Annotated in this window: 14 protein-coding genes; 7 read left to right on the top strand and 7 right to left on the bottom strand. The window is 60.9% G+C overall.

Annotated elements, in window-relative coordinates:
- Positions 1–18 precede the first annotated feature (18 nt).
- Positions 19–1,932, bottom strand: a complete 1,914-nt coding sequence (locus R3O64_RS08495; RefSeq protein ID WP_070533384.1) for a choice-of-anchor I family protein — start codon at positions 1,930–1,932, stop codon at positions 19–21.
- A 178-nt stretch (positions 1,933–2,110) separates the two neighbouring features.
- Between R3O64_RS08495 and ilvA the strand changes: the two genes are divergently transcribed.
- From ilvA to R3O64_RS08475, 4 genes are read left to right on the top strand one after another with little or no spacing between them, the layout of a single operon-like run.
- Complete coding sequence (gene ilvA, locus R3O64_RS08490; protein ID WP_070533280.1) at positions 2,111–3,394, top strand: threonine ammonia-lyase IlvA; 1,284 nt, start codon at positions 2,111–2,113, stop codon at positions 3,392–3,394.
- On the top strand, positions 3,394–4,032 hold the full coding sequence (locus R3O64_RS08485; protein WP_070533278.1) for a YigZ family protein: 639 nt from the start codon (positions 3,394–3,396) through the stop codon (positions 4,030–4,032). Before ilvA ends, R3O64_RS08485 begins: the two co-directional genes overlap by 1 nt.
- Positions 4,033–4,066: 34 nt before the next feature.
- Positions 4,067–4,303 carry a hypothetical protein gene (locus tag R3O64_RS08480; RefSeq protein WP_070533276.1) on the top strand — a complete coding sequence of 79 codons (237 nt, stop codon included), beginning with the start codon at positions 4,067–4,069 and terminating at the stop codon, positions 4,301–4,303.
- A 6-nt stretch (positions 4,304–4,309) separates the two neighbouring features.
- A complete protein-coding gene (locus tag R3O64_RS08475; protein ID WP_070533274.1) occupies positions 4,310–4,696 on the top strand; it encodes an RNA-binding S4 domain-containing protein in 387 nt (128 codons plus the stop codon).
- On the opposite strand, the gene R3O64_RS08470 is transcribed toward R3O64_RS08475, so the two are convergent.
- From R3O64_RS08470 to R3O64_RS08450, 5 genes are all read right to left on the bottom strand, one after another.
- Entirely contained in the window at positions 4,693–5,697 is a 1,005-nt protein-coding gene (locus R3O64_RS08470) for a GTP pyrophosphokinase (RefSeq protein ID WP_070533272.1), read from the bottom strand. The genes R3O64_RS08475 and R3O64_RS08470 overlap by 4 nt on opposite strands.
- A gap of 49 nt (positions 5,698–5,746) precedes the next feature.
- On the bottom strand, positions 5,747–6,355 hold the full coding sequence (locus R3O64_RS08465; protein WP_339016680.1) for a hypothetical protein: 609 nt from the start codon (positions 6,353–6,355) through the stop codon (positions 5,747–5,749).
- A 140-nt stretch (positions 6,356–6,495) separates the two neighbouring features.
- Entirely contained in the window at positions 6,496–7,881 is a 1,386-nt protein-coding gene (locus tag R3O64_RS08460; RefSeq protein ID WP_070533269.1) for an exonuclease domain-containing protein, read from the bottom strand.
- 89 nt (positions 7,882–7,970) lie between these two features.
- A complete protein-coding gene (gene glgX, locus R3O64_RS08455) occupies positions 7,971–10,166 on the bottom strand; it encodes a glycogen debranching protein GlgX (protein ID WP_070533268.1) in 2,196 nt (731 codons plus the stop codon).
- A gap of 20 nt (positions 10,167–10,186) precedes the next feature.
- Positions 10,187–10,753 (bottom strand): TetR family transcriptional regulator, encoded by a 567-nt coding sequence (locus R3O64_RS08450; RefSeq protein WP_070533266.1) that lies wholly within the window; start codon positions 10,751–10,753, stop codon positions 10,187–10,189.
- Positions 10,754–10,929: 176 nt separating this feature from the next.
- Here R3O64_RS08450 and R3O64_RS08445 point away from each other — a divergent pair, with 176 nt between their 5' ends.
- Both R3O64_RS08445 and R3O64_RS08440 read left to right on the top strand, forming a co-directional pair.
- A complete protein-coding gene (locus R3O64_RS08445; RefSeq protein ID WP_070533264.1) occupies positions 10,930–11,667 on the top strand; it encodes a hypothetical protein in 738 nt (245 codons plus the stop codon).
- A 149-nt stretch (positions 11,668–11,816) separates the two neighbouring features.
- A complete protein-coding gene (locus R3O64_RS08440) occupies positions 11,817–12,218 on the top strand; it encodes a hypothetical protein (protein ID WP_227485693.1) in 402 nt (133 codons plus the stop codon).
- On the opposite strand, the gene R3O64_RS08435 is transcribed toward R3O64_RS08440, so the two are convergent.
- Positions 12,215–13,138, bottom strand: coding sequence for a YbjN domain-containing protein (locus tag R3O64_RS08435; protein WP_070533262.1), 924 nt, complete (start codon positions 13,136–13,138; stop codon positions 12,215–12,217). The two genes, R3O64_RS08440 and R3O64_RS08435, sit on opposite strands and share 4 nt — an antisense overlap.
- A gap of 151 nt (positions 13,139–13,289) precedes the next feature.
- Between R3O64_RS08435 and hisD the strand changes: the two genes are divergently transcribed.
- Positions 13,290–14,639: a histidinol dehydrogenase gene (hisD, locus tag R3O64_RS08430; RefSeq protein ID WP_250224148.1), complete on the top strand. Its 1,350-nt coding sequence runs from the start codon at positions 13,290–13,292 to the stop codon at positions 14,637–14,639.

Genomic DNA, 14,639 nt, shown 5'->3' with positions numbered 1-14,639 from the left:
CCCGAGGGAAGGTAGGGATTACAGGAACTTCTCCAGCTGCTCGCGCAGCGGTGCTGGGGCAAGGCTGAGGACTGTTTCGCGGACACCCGGAGCGTTCAGCAGGCCGACTGCGGCAGCCACCGCAGCGATGACACCGATGACAGAACCGGCGATGATGCTCGCAGTGGATGAGTGGGAGCTGTGGGTATTCTTGTCCTCGTCGTCCTTGTCACCGGTAGAGTCTTCGTCGTCAAGCAAATCTTCAACAGAGTAGACAGTGGTGGTTCCGGAGACTTCGTTGCCCACGATGAGCAGGTGCTCGCCGTTGGGGGAGTCGGCTTTATCGACGAAGGCGAAGCCCTCCGGGCCCAGGTCACCGGCAGCGGCGAACTCATCGGTGGAGAAGTCGCGGTTGTTGACGTAGGTGACGAAGGAGGCATTGGCCGGGTCGGTGACGTCATAGACGAAAACGCCGCCGACGCGCTCGGCGCCAACGAAAGCATAGGTGCGATCCCCAACCTTGCCGATTGTCAGGGCCTCCGGTTCAGGGCCCTTGTTGTCAGAGCGGTCATCAAACTCGGCCGCTTCGTTGTCGGCGTTGTGGTGGAACACTCCCGGTTCATTCAGCTCAGCGGTGATCTTTTCAAAATCGCTACCGGAGTCGAAGACGACCGTGCCGTTGGCGTCGTAGATGCTGAAGGAGCGAGAGCCGAAGGAATAGAGCTCGTCGAAGCAGCCCTTCTCTTCATTCCACCCGGAGGCGTTGCTGAGCTTCAGGTTGCCGGCCTGCTTCTTGTCGGCGAGCTCGTCCGGATTGACGTCGCCCAGCGCGCCCTCGCACACCTTGCCGTCCTCGATGAGGTCCTTGAGCTCGACTTCATCGGTGTAGACGCCGGAACCACCGTCCTTTTCCTTGACACCCCACTCGCGGGCGTCGCCCTCATTCGCGGTGGCGAAGTAGGTCTGGCCGCCGGCGGTGAAAGCACCGATGGAGTCCGGCATGGACAGACCCTTGACCGGGATGGTGCGCAGCTCGGCGGCGTCATCCTTGTTGGAGGAGTCGAGTGCTACCTGCGAGTGATCCGCAATGTGAGCCGGCAGGATCTTCTCCACTGTGGCGGATTCAATATCGATGACCCCAATGGCATTGGCCTCCTGCAGCGTCACGTATGCCTTGCCCGCCTGGGAGGAGATGTACTCCGGTTCGAAGTCAATGGAGGGCTTCGCCTCGTGCCCGGAGGGACCAAAGACGCGCACGCCCTCAGGCAGTGGCTTGCCGTCGAAAGCCGTGAAATCAGCGATGCGGGCATCCGCCTGAGTCGGCGCCGCAACTCCCGCCGGCAGCTTGATAACGGAGACGGAACCTTCTGGGTCGGCGACGTAATCGGTGCCCTCGGCGTTGAGCTCGTTCGACGGCTCGCCCTCGTTGGCCACGAGAGCGTAGCTTCCGTCCGCGGTGAGGTGGACGTTATCCGGCAAAGCACCCACCGCCACGCGCCCCAGCTCGGCGGTGGCTAAGTCCTCGGCCGCAGCGTTGAAGAAGAGCGCCTCGCCGTTCTCGGTCTTGTCCGCCTGCTGGACGGCGGCCACAGCCAGGCCATCAGGGCGTACGGCTACGGAGTTGATCTCTTTGCCTTCACCGGCAGAAATGGAGCCGATCAAGGTGGGCTTGGCTGGGTCAGCGGCGTCGAGGACGTCGATCTGGCCCGCGTGCGCGTTAACCGTAAGGATGCGCTTGGAGGCTGGGTGGAAGGCCACGATTTCCGCGGCTGATTCTGCGTACACGCCGGACTCATAGGTGCCGATCGGGGTCACCTTGAGGCTGGCGTCAGCGGCGGAATGCTCGATGACGTTGTCCACAATCGCGGCCGAGGATGCCGGCACGGTCAGGCTAAGGCTAGTCGCGGTCGCAGCACACAGCGCGAGAGCGCGGCGGGAGAAAGAGCGAGACATTGAGAAAGACTCCTTGAAGCGGAACGAAAAAGTTTCCGAACCACCGTACGTACCGCCCATGGTGCTTTTGGGGAACGCAGCGTTGCAAACAAACGATATCTAGGTAAACGTTGGGTGAATCGGTCGAATGCTAGGTAATGTGCGACGCGAGAGAGCTGGGGCGCTAAAATGAGCCACCATGACAAGCACCCCGCAAGACTTCGAGCCAATCCACGCCTCTGATATCCAACTGGCACAATCGCGAATTAGCTCGGAGATTGCCCCGACTCCGCTGCAGTATTGCCCGCGCCTGTCCCAAGAAACCGGCTATGAGGTGTACTTAAAACGCGAAGATCTGCAGGACGTGCGCTCCTACAAGATTCGCGGCGCTCTGTACGGCATGTCGAATTTAAGCGAAGAGCAGCGGAAGCAGGGGATTGTTACAGCCTCTGCCGGCAATCACGCCCAAGGCGTGGCTTATGCCTGCCGCACCATGGGGATCCACGGCAAGATCTTCGTGCCGGAGCCGACCCCGAAGCAAAAGCGCGACCGCATCCTGGTCCATGGCGGTGACGTCGTGGAACTCGTTGTCACCGGCGCCAACTTCGATGAAGCAGCTGCCGCCGCGCACGCGGATGCTGCGGAGCGCGGTGCCTTCTTTATTGAGCCTTTCGACGCACGCGATACCGTTACCGGCCAGGGAACCGTCGCCGCGGAAATCGTGTCCCAACTGTCGTCCATCGGTAAATCCCTCGACACCGTGGTGGTCCCCGTGGGCGGCGGTGGCCTGATCTCCGGCATCACCTCCTACCTCGCTGACATGGCCCCGCGCACCGCGGTGGTGGGCATTGAGCCGGCTGGGGCGGCGTCGCTCAGCGCTGCATTCGCTGCCGGCGAGCCGGTAACGCTCGACACCGTGGATCCTTTCGTCGATGGGGCTGCGGTCAAGCGCATCGGTGAGCTGCCCTTCAAGATTTTGGAGGCCAATCAAGGACGCTTGCACTGGGATGTCGTCTCCGAAGGTGCTGTGTGCACTGAGCAGTTGGCGCTGTACCAGAACGAAGGCATCATCGCCGAGCCCGCCGGCGCGCTGAGCGTGACCGGCCTGCGCACGCTGAACCTGCAGCCGGGCTCGACAGTCGTCTGCGTTATTTCCGGCGGCAACAATGACGTGCTGCGCTACGCCGAAATCATGGAGCGCTCCCTAGTGCACCGCGGCCTCAAGCACTACTTCCTGGTGAACTTCCCACAGGAGCCAGGCCAGCTGCGCCACTTCCTGCAGGATGTTCTCGGCCCTGAAGATGACATCACGTTGTTCGAGTACCTCAAACGCAATAACCGCGAGACCGGCGCGGCGCTGGTAGGCATCGAACTGGGCAGCGCAGCGGGCATCGATGGCCTGCTGGAGCGCATGGAGAAGTCGAAGGTGAATTGCCAGCAGCTTAAGCCGGGCACCCCTGAGTACGACTTCCTCGTCGCATAATGCTGGAGAGTTATCAGCGCCCGGTCGGAGGTGACGTCGTCGAGCACGAGATTGAGATCAAACGCTCGCGGTTTATCACCCTCATCGGCCGCGCCACGAACGAGGCGGAAGCACGCGCGCTTATCGACGCCGCCCGCGACCGTTACCCCGACGCCCGCCACCACTGCTCGGCGTATATCTATCACGTCGATGGCTCGAATCCGGTGGAGCGCTCCTCCGATGATGGCGAGCCTTCCGGCACCGCCGGTAAACCGATGCTTGATGTTTTGAAAGGCTCGGGGCTGCTTGATATCTGTGCAGTGGTCGTGCGCTACTTCGGCGGTATCAAGTTGGGCGCGGGCGGGCTCGTTCACGCTTATGGCGGCGCTGTGAGCGAGACGATGGAGCAGGTTGAGCATGTCACGCGCGCCTTGCGCGAGCTCTATACCGTCGAGGTTTCCCACGCGGAGGCCGGCCGGCTGGAGGCGGAGTTGCGCAACCGCGGCGTCGACATGGTGGATACCGCTTATGGCCAGGCGGTGACTTTCACCGTGTCCGTTGAGCCCGGCGGTGAGGAGAAACTCGCTGCAACGCTCGCGGCACTGACTCAGGGTGGGGTAGAGCCGAAGGAAGCCGGAACAGCCTGGGTGGAGCTTTAATGTTGCGGGCTTCTGGCTATGTAAAATAAGCCCCATGACTATGCAGCGACGCCCCAACAATCCCATTGAGCAACGCAAACAAGCCGTACGCACCCACGCACGCAACGGCGCAGTGTGTGTCGTGGGAGGCGTCGCCGGCGGCATCCTCCTGGGTTGGGCATTGACTGGTTTCTGGACCTGTATGGCCATTGGTCTCATCGTCGCCGTGGTCGGCGGCGCTTACAACTGGGTAAAGATCCAGAAGATCGTCAACGAAAACCACAACCTTTAAGCGCCTATGGTGAATCAGCCCGACGGGCGGCCCGTCCGCATTGACGTCTGGGTCTGGTCCGTGCGCATGTTCAAGACCCGGTCAGAAGCTGCCACGGCGGTGCGCGCCGGGCACGTCAAGCTCAACGGCAACGCCACCAAGCCCGCGCAGCAGGTTGTCCCCGGCGACCGCGTGCGCGTGTGGCGCAACCACCACGAACATGATCTCGAGGTGCTCGCCACCGTGTCCAAGCGCGTGGGCGCTCCCATCGCGCGGACCTGCTACATCGACCACGCACCGCCGCCACCGCCGAAGGAGTTTTTACCCTCGGTTCCGGTTCGCCCGCGCGGTGCCGGCCGCCCCACGAAGAAGGAGCGTCGGCAGATGGACAAGTTCCGCGGCGGATTCCGCTAATTATTCCGGAAGTTTTTTAAGGCCTTCAGGCGCGCGTTCAGACGACGCTTGCGATCCTTGCGGTCGCCGGCTTGGGCGGTGGCCTCGATGTGCTGGGCGCCGAACTTGTTGAGCAGCAAATCGTCGATAAGCCTGACCTGGCCCGGGCGGAAGCGGTAGCGCATGGCGTCATGCACGTGGGCGATAGCGTCTTCATCGAGGAGCTGCTTGAGCTGGCTTAGACGATTGATGCCGTTGTTTTCTAAAAGCTCCGCTAGGAAGCGATAGTGCTCCGAGCGTGAACGCGGAAAGCGGTTACCCAGAATGATGGCGAGGACGCCGGGGAGGGTCTCTGCCGTGATTTCCACGTCATCGTCCGCCTCGGAGCTGGGGGCCTTAAGCGCCGCAATCTCATCGAACTGCTGGTCCGCCAACTCAATGAGGCCCGCAGCGAGCGTGAAGAGGCGATCCACCTGTGGGGATGGCGGGTTTGGTCCCTGCTTGTACCGGATATCGTGCTCAAATTCCGCCCAGGCGTGCTGCAGCACAGTGCGGATTTGAATCTCAAAGGTCCAGCCAACATAGGCTTCAAGTTCCTCAAGGGCAGCGGCACTATCTTCAGAAACCTTGAGCACTAGGTGGTGTGAACCATAGCCAAAGCCGCCGGAAATCCGCGTTTCTGCTGCCTTGTCCACCGAGCGAAGCACGGTGAAGGTTTCTCCCAGAACTTCGAGGGCCTCCGGAATAACCGTGGAGTGGAAGACGGTAATCCGCACGCCCAAGACATCGTGGATATCCTCCCACGGAGTGGGGTACATGAGCTCGCCGTTGCCGCGACGCTTCTTTGCCTTGGCCTTCAGGGACGGCCATTGCTTCACACGGGTAGCTACGCGGTCGAAGATAATTCCGGCGTCGTTAAGCAAGTCCTCGATGGCATCGCGGAAGTCCTGCGCCGCAGTGGGATGCGCGTGCACCCAGGAATGATACTGGTTGCTCAAGCGGGACATGGATGATTCAGCCATCGTGAAACGTGACTCCTTTCGGCCACGGCGGAAAAGTGCGGGGGTGTGTCTACACCTCCAACGGGAAGCCGTTAGCTAATACTAGCGGTTGCATGCTGAGCGGGGCTCGATGGCGCGGACGCAATTCAGCAGCGCGCCACGCTAACTCCGTGGCGCGATGCGGGCATACGTTGAACAACGCATAAAGAGTGTGCGCATCAGGCACGAGGTACGTGATGCTTCGAGCCTGGCTGAGCCTCTGAAGATGATTGTCTAGGATAACGAAAGCCTGCGGATGGGCCAACCAGGACGATATCGTGCAGCGATGAGCACGCACCTCGAGGCCTGCCTCGGCCCCCATGAAGCCCAGCTCGGCAGGGCGGGTGAAGAACCGCAGTCCCTGCTCCGTCAACGCTCGCCGCTGCAGATTCAGCGCTGCGGAATCCCATGCCTGGCGTACGGTCAAGCCCATATCATCCAGAGCGCGCTGGCTCACACGCTTGGCCTCCGTACCCGTGCCGCGCACTATGGACATCGATAGCGTGCGCGATAACTGGAGGCTAGCAGGTGAGTCCCCAAAACCATCATCACACAGCTTATTTCCGGTCAGCTCTTCGCTCGGGCAGAGCGAGGGGAGAAGGCGATCGACGTGGAGGGAAGTGGATAGCGCGATGGACATAAGGATTTATCTCCGTAACGGTTGGGCAGGTGCAGATTCCTTATGCTTATTGGACTGCGCTCCACGCCCACCGGTTCCCAGCGAAGAGGAGAATTCCTTTGGATTGGGCTTATCGCGGGTGCCTTGAGACCAATCGCGGGTTAAAACGGAGGTGCTTCATCGAGTTGAAGCTCCTCGAGGAGCTTGTCTGTCTGCCAGATCTCAATATTCTGGCCCTTGCCTTGTAGCTCTTCGGCGCGCTTTTCCTTCGATGTCTTGGTGGCCCACTGGCCTACGACGAGGATGGTGGTCTTCTTCGTGACGTTCTTGCCCACCTTTCCACCGCGCTCAGCAATCTTGGACCACAACAGACCTTTATCAAAAGGTTCGAAGTCACCAGTGAGGGTGACATTCTGGCCAAACAATGCGCCTTCTGGATCGGCGTCGGGGTTCGGATCCGGGATGGTGTCTGGCGTGGATACGGACTGCCATGGGGCCGGCCCGCGGCGCTGTGCGGTCCCGGAGCTCTTCTTTTTCGCACCCGAGGTCGTCCCCGCCATGCGCGTCTTGTCGCGGAAATCCGTGCCGGCGCCTAAGTCCGCTGCAGACAACGGAGCAGTGTTGGCGCGCAGAACTGGGATGACGGACTCCTCGCTCAAGGTGCCCAGGGCAAAGTCCCGGGTGGTGAACAAGTCCTCGATGGAACCAGAGTGACCAAAGCGCTGGGCCAGGGCACTAATAATTTCGCCGGCTGCCCGGGCATCCGCTGTGGCTTCGTGGTGGTGGAAGTCCTCGGCCCCGATGTAAGAGGTGACGGTCGGAAGCTTATGATTGGCCACGTCGATGACGCCGGCGCGGGAGGCATCGCGAGCCAGGGCCAGCGAGCACGCCAAGCGAATCTCCGGAACCGGCGCCGCAGATTTCATAAGGCCGCTGCGCAAGGCCGTGGAATCGAACTGTGCGTTGTGGGCCACCATCGTGTCAGAGCCGAGGAAGTCGAAGAGCTCGGCAGCAGCATCCGCAAAGGGCGAAGCATCAGCGACGTCATCTGGCGTGATGCCGTGGATACTGATGTTGACGTCGTCGAAGTGCTCTAGGCCCGGCGGGGGAGTGCACAACCACGTACGGGACTCGGTCTCTTCGCCATCGCGGAAGCGGACCGCGCCGATCTGGCACACCGAACCCCAGTTGTCATTGGCCGTTTCCACATCGACGGCGGTGAAGTTCAATCCCTGAACACGAGTGCTGGCGGCCGGTGCTTCGCCGCGCAAGGCAGCCTCCACCGCCTGCGCGAAAGCCGTGGCATCCTGGCCGGGTGCAAAACGGATGACCGTGTCACCAGCACCACCTTCGGCACCGCTAGTGCCGTGAACGATGACCTGCCCAAAACCCGTTGCCGTCGGCTCCGTGCATTCCACGCCCGTGGCTCCAGCGAGGGAGAGACTCTCGTGGGCTGGTGCGCCGAGGGAAGAAGCAAGCAAAGAGCGGCGGAAAACAAGGGCTTCGGCGGTGACATCAATGACGGCACCGTGGGCAGTGTAGGACACGGATTCCTTTCAAAGCATGGTGTTGGTGGTGGAGAGCAAGCGGTGAAGAAGCAGCCAAAGCTTCAGCTGCTTCTTGCCGAAGCAACCGATTATGCAGATTCGTCGTTGTCGTCGAAGACCGGGGGCTCGGTCTGGCGCAAGATCAGCGTGGAGCGCGGCTGCACCATGATGGTTCCTGCGGCAGCGATCAGCTTTTCCTCGTCCGGGTATCCGCCGGAATCAGAAGTATCGACGATGAGCCGCCAGCTAGCACCCAAGTCCTTCTTCGGCAGGGTGAACTCAATGTCCTCGTGGTGAGCGTTGAAAATCATGATGAAGGAATCATCCGTGATGCGCTCACCGCGGGCGGTGGTCTCCGTAATGGCGTTGCCGTTGAGGTAGACCATGAGGGCCTTGCCGAACTCAAAATCCCAGTCCTCCGGAGTCATCAGCTTGCCGGAAGGCACGAGCCATGCAATATCGCGGTCTTTCACCTCAGAACCAAAGGGTCCACCGGCCAAGAAACGCTGGCGACGGAACACCGGGTGGTTCTTGCGGATGTTAATCAGGCGCTTAGTAAAACCGTGCATGGCGATGTTCTTTTCCTGCTCCAACATCGACCAATCGATCCAGGAAATCTCGTTGTCCTGGCAGTACACGTTGTTGTTGCCGCCCTGGGTGCGGCCTAGTTCATCGCCGTGGCACAGCATCGGGGTGCCTTGGGAGAGCAGAAGGGTAGTGAGGAAGTTGCGGACCTGGCGGCGGCGGAGCTTCTTAATTTCTTCGTCGTCAGTCGGGCCCTCCACGCCGTGGTTCCACGAGCGGTTGTGGGATTCACCGTCGCGGTTGTCCTCCCCGTTGTCCGCGTTGTGCTTTTCGTTGTAGGACACCAAATCACGCAGCGTGAAGCCGTCGTGAGCGGTGATGAAGTTAATGGATGCGGTGGGGCGGCGGCCGTTGTTGGCATACAAGTCGGAGGAGCCGGTCAAGCGTGAGGCAAACTCACCCATCTTCGACGGTTCCCCGCGCCAGAAATCACGGACGGTATCGCGGTACTTACCGTTCCATTCGCTCCAAATGGGCGGGAAGTTACCAACCTGGTAGCCGTTATGGCCCACGTCCCAGGGCTCGGCGATGAGCTTGACCTTGGAGACCACCGGGTCCTGCTGCACCAGATCGAAGAAGGTGGCGAGCTTGTCGACGTCATCCAGCTCGCGTGCCAGAGTAGACGCGAGATCGAAGCGGAAGCCATCCACGCGCATTTCCGTCACCCAATAACGCAGCGAATCCATAATCAGTTGGAGGGAGTGCGGGTGGCGGACATTGAGGGAGTTACCGGTGCCGGTGTAGTCCATGTAGTGCTCGGGATTGTCATCGACCAAGCGGTAGTAGGCATGGTTATCAATACCGCGGAAGGCAATGGTTGGCCCCATGTGGTTGCCTTCGGCGGTGTGGTTGTAGACGACATCGAGGATGATCTCGATTCCAGCCTCGTGGTAAGCGCGAACCATAGCCTTGAACTCAGCCACTGCCTCACCTGGCTTCTTGGCGTAGGCGTAGTCCGCATGCGGAGCGAAGAAGCCGAAGGTGTTGTAGCCCCAGTAGTTACGCAGGTCCAGCTGGCGCAGACGGTCATCCTGGAGGAACTGGTGGACCGGCAGCAGCTCGACGGCCGTCACACCCAAGTCCTTGAAGTAGTTGATGATCGCCGGGTGCGCCATGCCGGCGTAGGTGCCGCGCAGCTCCTCTGGCACATCCGGGTGCGTCATCGTCATGCCCTTGACGTGGGCTTCGTAGATGATGGTCTCGTTATCCGGGGTATGCGGCCGGTTGTCGCCGTGCCACTCGAAGAAGGGGTTGATGACCACCGACAGCATCGTGTGGCCCAAGGAATCATCCTCGTTGCGCCCGGTGCCAGGCTCTTCAGCGAAGATATCGTAGGAGTACAGCGAGGCATCGCCGTCAAAATCACCGTCGAAGGCGCGGGCATAAGGATCGACAAGCAGCTTCGAGGGATCGCAGCGCAAGCCGTGCTCTGGTTCATAAGGGCCGTGGATGCGGTAACCGTAGCGCTGTCCGGGGCTGACGTTGGGGAGGTAGGCGTGCCAGACATGGGCGGTGACTTCGGTCAACTCAATGCGCTCTTCGCTGCCATCGTGGTCGATGAGGCAGAGCTCAACCTTTTCCGCGATTTCGGAAAAGATAGCAAAATTAGTTCCGGCTCCATCGAAGGTGGAGCCGAGCGGGGAGGGGGAACCAGGCCACACCTGGCGAGATGGCGTTAGATCAGCACGGGTCTCAGTCATGAGGCTCAGCTTAGTCAATTCTATTCGCAGCGATCGGTTCGCAGTGACTTTAGACCGGCAACCATGAGTTCCGCGGCGCGCACAGAGGTGGCGTCCACGGGCGCGGTGCCCGGAGAAGGAGAGGCCGTGCTGGGCGACGCCCCACTGAGCTGCTCGCGGGATTGCTCCATGAACGTAGCCCCGAGTGTGTAGTGGATCAGCGTACGAGCGGCGACGGCGATATCCTCCGGTGACGCATCGGGGGCTTCTTTCTGCAGCGTGGTTGTGAATAACTCTTCTAAGTCGGTGCTGGCTGAAGACTCTGGGAAAGCGGCGCCAGCGATGGCTACCTCGGCTCCATCGCGCCAGCGGCGCAGCTCCCGGTGCAGCGAGCTGACCAACTCCGCCGTGGTTTCACCCGCGACGGGGGAGAGGATCTCAGCGGTCATGGCGGCGATGAGCGATTGCTTGTTAGCTACATGCCAGTACAAGGCGCCGGGAGCCACGTCGAGGTTGGTGGCGACGCGGCGCATGGTGACGTCGGCAAGCCCGTAGCGGGTCAAGAGTTCGAGGGCGGTGGAAACGATAGCGTCGCGAGATAGATGCACACGACCAACTCTACGCGGCGCAAGAAACCCCTAGTGGGGCTCACAGGAAGCTTCAAGGTGTAAAATATGATTTCTTCAAACAGCCCTTGTTAGGGTTGTCGGAGATGCCCAAGAGCAACCACCACGCCTAGCGTGGATTTACCTATCGCTCTCTATTTAATTTGAGGAGTTATCCCTTGTCCTTTTTGACACCTGCCAAGAAGTCCCTCATCGCTGTTGCACTCGTTGCACCGCTTTCCTTGGCTGCTTGTGGTTCCGATGACGAGAACGCAGGCGACACCGCTTCCTCTGCGGCAAAGACCACCACGACGACGAAGTCCAAGGAAAAGACGTCTGAGAAGAAGACGGAAGAGAAGACTTCTGAGGAAAAGAAGGAGGGGGAAGAGAATAAGGACGGCGAGAGCGCTGCTCCGAAGCCGGAGGGAGAGAATCCTGAGGGCGGCAACCAAGCCGTGGCCAACCCCTTCGAAGAGGGCGCTGACCCGTTCCAGAACATGCCAAAGGTTGAACCGGTTCAGGGCGAGGCCGCAAGCCAGGAGGATATCGACGGTATCAACACCCTGGTACGTGGCATGTATGAGCAGCAGACCATGCGCTCCTTTGTGAAGTACCTTCCGGAGCACACCTGCGCGGCCGTGCGTAATGATCCGAACTCCGGCCTCGACCAGGTGGACTACAACCAGGTCCCGGATGTGCCGATGAACCAGCTCAAGGACATGATGGCCGCAGCTGGCCAGGACACCTCCCAGATGGAGGGCTTCGACTGGTCCAAGACCGGCGTTGAGTCCATCAACGATGTCGTGGTTAACGGCGATGACGCCTCCGCGACCGTGAACGTCAACACCAGCCAGGGCATGGATAGCTCCACCATGCGCTTCAAGCGCGAGAACGGTAACTGGACCTTCTGCGGCTAGAGATTATCGTGCCTGCACTGCGTGCACCTAGCTTTCATATACCCCGCGCCATTGGATTCGGCGCGGGGTTGCTCGCGTTAGCGCTCCTTGGTTTCTCCGCTGTTGGCGCTGTCTGGGGGCTGTGGCGGCCTACTCTGGAGGGCCATCGCATGGAGGATGGCGGCTATGTCCTGCGCAACGTTGCCGACGTGCAATTCGATTCTTATATCACCTTCGTGCTGATCACCGGAGTCCTCGGTATGGCCTTGGGAGCAATCGCCCACCGCTGGGGAGAGCGCTACCGTGGCGTCGGTGTGCTGCTGTGGGTGGCGCTGGCGGCTTTGGCCGGTGCGGCGTCCTTCTATGTCTTCGGTGGGGCGACGGCCACTGATGTTCCGGAGAACCCCGGGGAATTCGTGGAGTTCGTGCCGAAGTTTTCGCCCGGCATCGCGTGGCTTGTGGGACCATTTATGGCCATGTTTGTCTACTGGTCCGCGCTGTTCTTTGAGCCGCCCAGCGTGGCGCTCGAAAGTGAAACGGAAGAAAATGAGGCAGCGGTCGACGTGCGCTAGGGCCACGCGACGGGGGAGGAGCCCACGGCATCGCGTGAAATGTCATCGATGCCGTGGAGGACGTGCTTGATGCCGCGGCCGAGGGCGGTTATCAGTTGGGCGTCGGAAAGCCCGGCGCCCGTCATGACCGCGTAATCAATGCGCACCTGCAGCCCGTCAACGTTGGAGTGGCAGAAGGCCGAGGCCGAGTGATTGTTCCGGTTCCAATCATTGCAAATAAGGAAAATCCTGGAGAACTCGCTGCCCTGTAGGTTCGGGTCCCAATGGCCTTTGATGATGAGGCTTGGGCCGGAGTCAATGGCGAAGGCAAAGAGGACGTCATTGATCCAGGCATAAACTGCTTCATCGCCATCTGATTGGAAGCGCGAAATTCCCAGAGCGGGTAAGAGGGCTTCGAGGCGGTCCGTATCGACGCTGGCGACGGGGCCGTCGAGTTCTGTCTGTTCTTCCGGGACTGCCGGGCGGGGAAGCGTGAGAACGGGGAAAAGTTTAGCCAGTTCTTCGAGGCAGGCCGCGGCGTTGTGGAGCGCTGGCACTACCGAAGCGGAGAGTTGGGCGCTTGTGGGTTTCTGGTGCACCACGAGGAAGGAGTGACCCCACACTTCGACTTCGGTAGGGGAGGAATAGTTGAGCACGAGGTGCGGCGAGAGGCAGTCGTGGTTCCAGTCGTTGACGAACTCGCTGAGACTGGGGATATCGCCGAAACCAAGAATGCCATGGTGGGTGGTGTAGAAACGCAGGATCGGCTCGCCCTCAGTGTCCATGAAAGCGCGGGTTTCCCCGAGTGGCGAGTGCGGGAAGAGGAGCTCGTGTGCGGTTACCCGTATGCAGTCAAGGTTTTCCCGGCGCGTGAGGCGTTCGACGCGGGCAAGCAGGTCTGACGGGGACTGGCGGTCCAGGCCGTCGGCGCCGTTGCTCATTTCGCCACCTCCCTCTACCGATTCGGGATGCCGGAATGTGTTACTAGTGGCACATTCTATAACCCGCACCTGCCGGTTCGCTGGCTTTTCGGTCCGGGTATAGTAATGGGAAGGTATAGAAACCACTGCATATTATAAAAGAGGTCCCAGCATGCTACGAACCATCGACCTGCGTGGAGAGGCACTTACTACCTCCCGTTTGCGCCGAGTATTGCCGCGAGGGGGCACGGACGTGTCCTCGGTGATGGGCACTGTTATCCCCATGGTGGAGAAGGTCCGTGACGGCGGAGCGGCGGCCGCCCTCGACTTCGGCGAAAAATTTGACGGCATTCGCCCGGCCGCGGTGCGAGTTCCTCAGGAGGAGCTAAAGAAAGCAGTCGATGAGCTGGACCCGAAAGTGCGGGCAGCCATCGAGGAATCCATCGCGCGCGTGCGTGCTGTCCACGCTGACCAGAGGCCGGATTCGCACACGACCACCCTGGCGCCGGGGGCAACGGTCACCGAGGTCTTTCACCCCATCGAGCGGGTGGGGCTGTATGTCCCAGGCGGCAAGGCGGTGTATCCGTCTTCCGTCATTATGAACGCCGTCCCCGCCCAGGAAGCGGGCGCTGAGGCGATGGTCGTGGCCTCCCCACCACAGAAGGAGTTTGGTGGTCTGCCGCACCCGACTGTCTTGGCAACGTGTCACATGCTCGGCGTGGACGAGGTGTGGGCAGTAGGCGGCGGGCAAGCCATTGCCCTTCTGGCCTATGGCGATGATGAACCGGTTACCGGTGAGGAAGCACTGGAGCCTGTCGATATCATTACCGGCCCAGGCAACGTGTTTGTTGCCGCTGCTAAACGCGCAGTGCAGGGCGTGGTGGGCATTGATGCGGAGGCCGGGCCCACGGAGATCGCCATTTTGGCAGACGATAGCGCCAACCCCGTCTACGTGGCCTATGACCTCATCTCCCAGGCAGAGCATGATCCCATGGCTGCTTCCGTGCTCATTACTGATTCAGAGGAGTTTGCCGCCGCCGTGAACGCGGAGGTAGCGCAGCGTTATACCGCCACCGCCAATGCCGAACGCGCCGCCGAGGCGCTGCGCGGTGAGCAGTCGGGCATTGTCGTGGTTGAGGACCTTGAGACGGGAATCGCCGTCGCGGATGCCTATGCCGCCGAGCACTTGGAGGTGCACACGATAAACGCCCGGGCAGTTGCGGAGCGCATTCGCCACGCCGGTGCCATCTTCGTTGGCGACTATTCTCCCGTACCTCTTGGTGATTACACCGCGGGTTCCAACCACGTTTTGCCAACCTCTGGAACCGCGCGGTTTAGCGCCGGCTTGTCGACGCACACCTTCCTTCGCCCAGTAAACCTCATCGAGTATGACCGCGCGGCACTCGGCGAGGTATCAGAGAACGTTATCGCCTTCGCCACAGCGGAGGCGCTGCCCGCCCACGGTGAAGCAATCGCCGCACGATTCGCCGAAGACACAGATGCCCAGAAAGGAGAGGCTTAA

It is taken from the genome of Corynebacterium hesseae (assembly GCF_037850265.1).
GTDB classification, from domain to species: domain Bacteria; phylum Actinomycetota; class Actinomycetes; order Mycobacteriales; family Mycobacteriaceae; genus Corynebacterium; species Corynebacterium hesseae.
The sequence above is the reverse complement of the archived record's forward strand: the minus strand, read 5'-3'. Positions and strand labels throughout refer to the sequence as shown.

Bases quoted from the DNA above. Each gene is read 5' to 3' on its own strand.
- R3O64_RS08495 (WP_070533384.1), bottom strand. From the start codon at position 1,932: ATGTCTCGCTCTTTCTCCCGCCGCGCTCTCGCGCTGTGTGCTGCGACC.
- ilvA (WP_070533280.1), top strand. From the start codon at position 2,111: ATGACAAGCACCCCGCAAGACTTCGAGCCAATCCACGCCTCTGATATC.
- R3O64_RS08485 (WP_070533278.1), top strand. From the start codon at position 3,394: ATGCTGGAGAGTTATCAGCGCCCGGTCGGAGGTGACGTCGTCGAGCAC.
- R3O64_RS08480 (WP_070533276.1), top strand. From the start codon at position 4,067: ATGACTATGCAGCGACGCCCCAACAATCCCATTGAGCAACGCAAACAA.
- R3O64_RS08475 (WP_070533274.1), top strand. From the start codon at position 4,310: ATGGTGAATCAGCCCGACGGGCGGCCCGTCCGCATTGACGTCTGGGTC.
- R3O64_RS08470 (WP_070533272.1), bottom strand. From the start codon at position 5,697: ATGGCTGAATCATCCATGTCCCGCTTGAGCAACCAGTATCATTCCTGG.
- R3O64_RS08465 (WP_339016680.1), bottom strand. From the start codon at position 6,355: ATGTCCATCGCGCTATCCACTTCCCTCCACGTCGATCGCCTTCTCCCC.
- glgX (WP_070533268.1), bottom strand. From the start codon at position 10,166: ATGACTGAGACCCGTGCTGATCTAACGCCATCTCGCCAGGTGTGGCCT.
- R3O64_RS08440 (WP_227485693.1), top strand. From the start codon at position 11,817: ATGGAGGATGGCGGCTATGTCCTGCGCAACGTTGCCGACGTGCAATTC.
- R3O64_RS08435 (WP_070533262.1), bottom strand. From the start codon at position 13,138: ATGAGCAACGGCGCCGACGGCCTGGACCGCCAGTCCCCGTCAGACCTG.
- hisD (WP_250224148.1), top strand. From the start codon at position 13,290: ATGCTACGAACCATCGACCTGCGTGGAGAGGCACTTACTACCTCCCGT.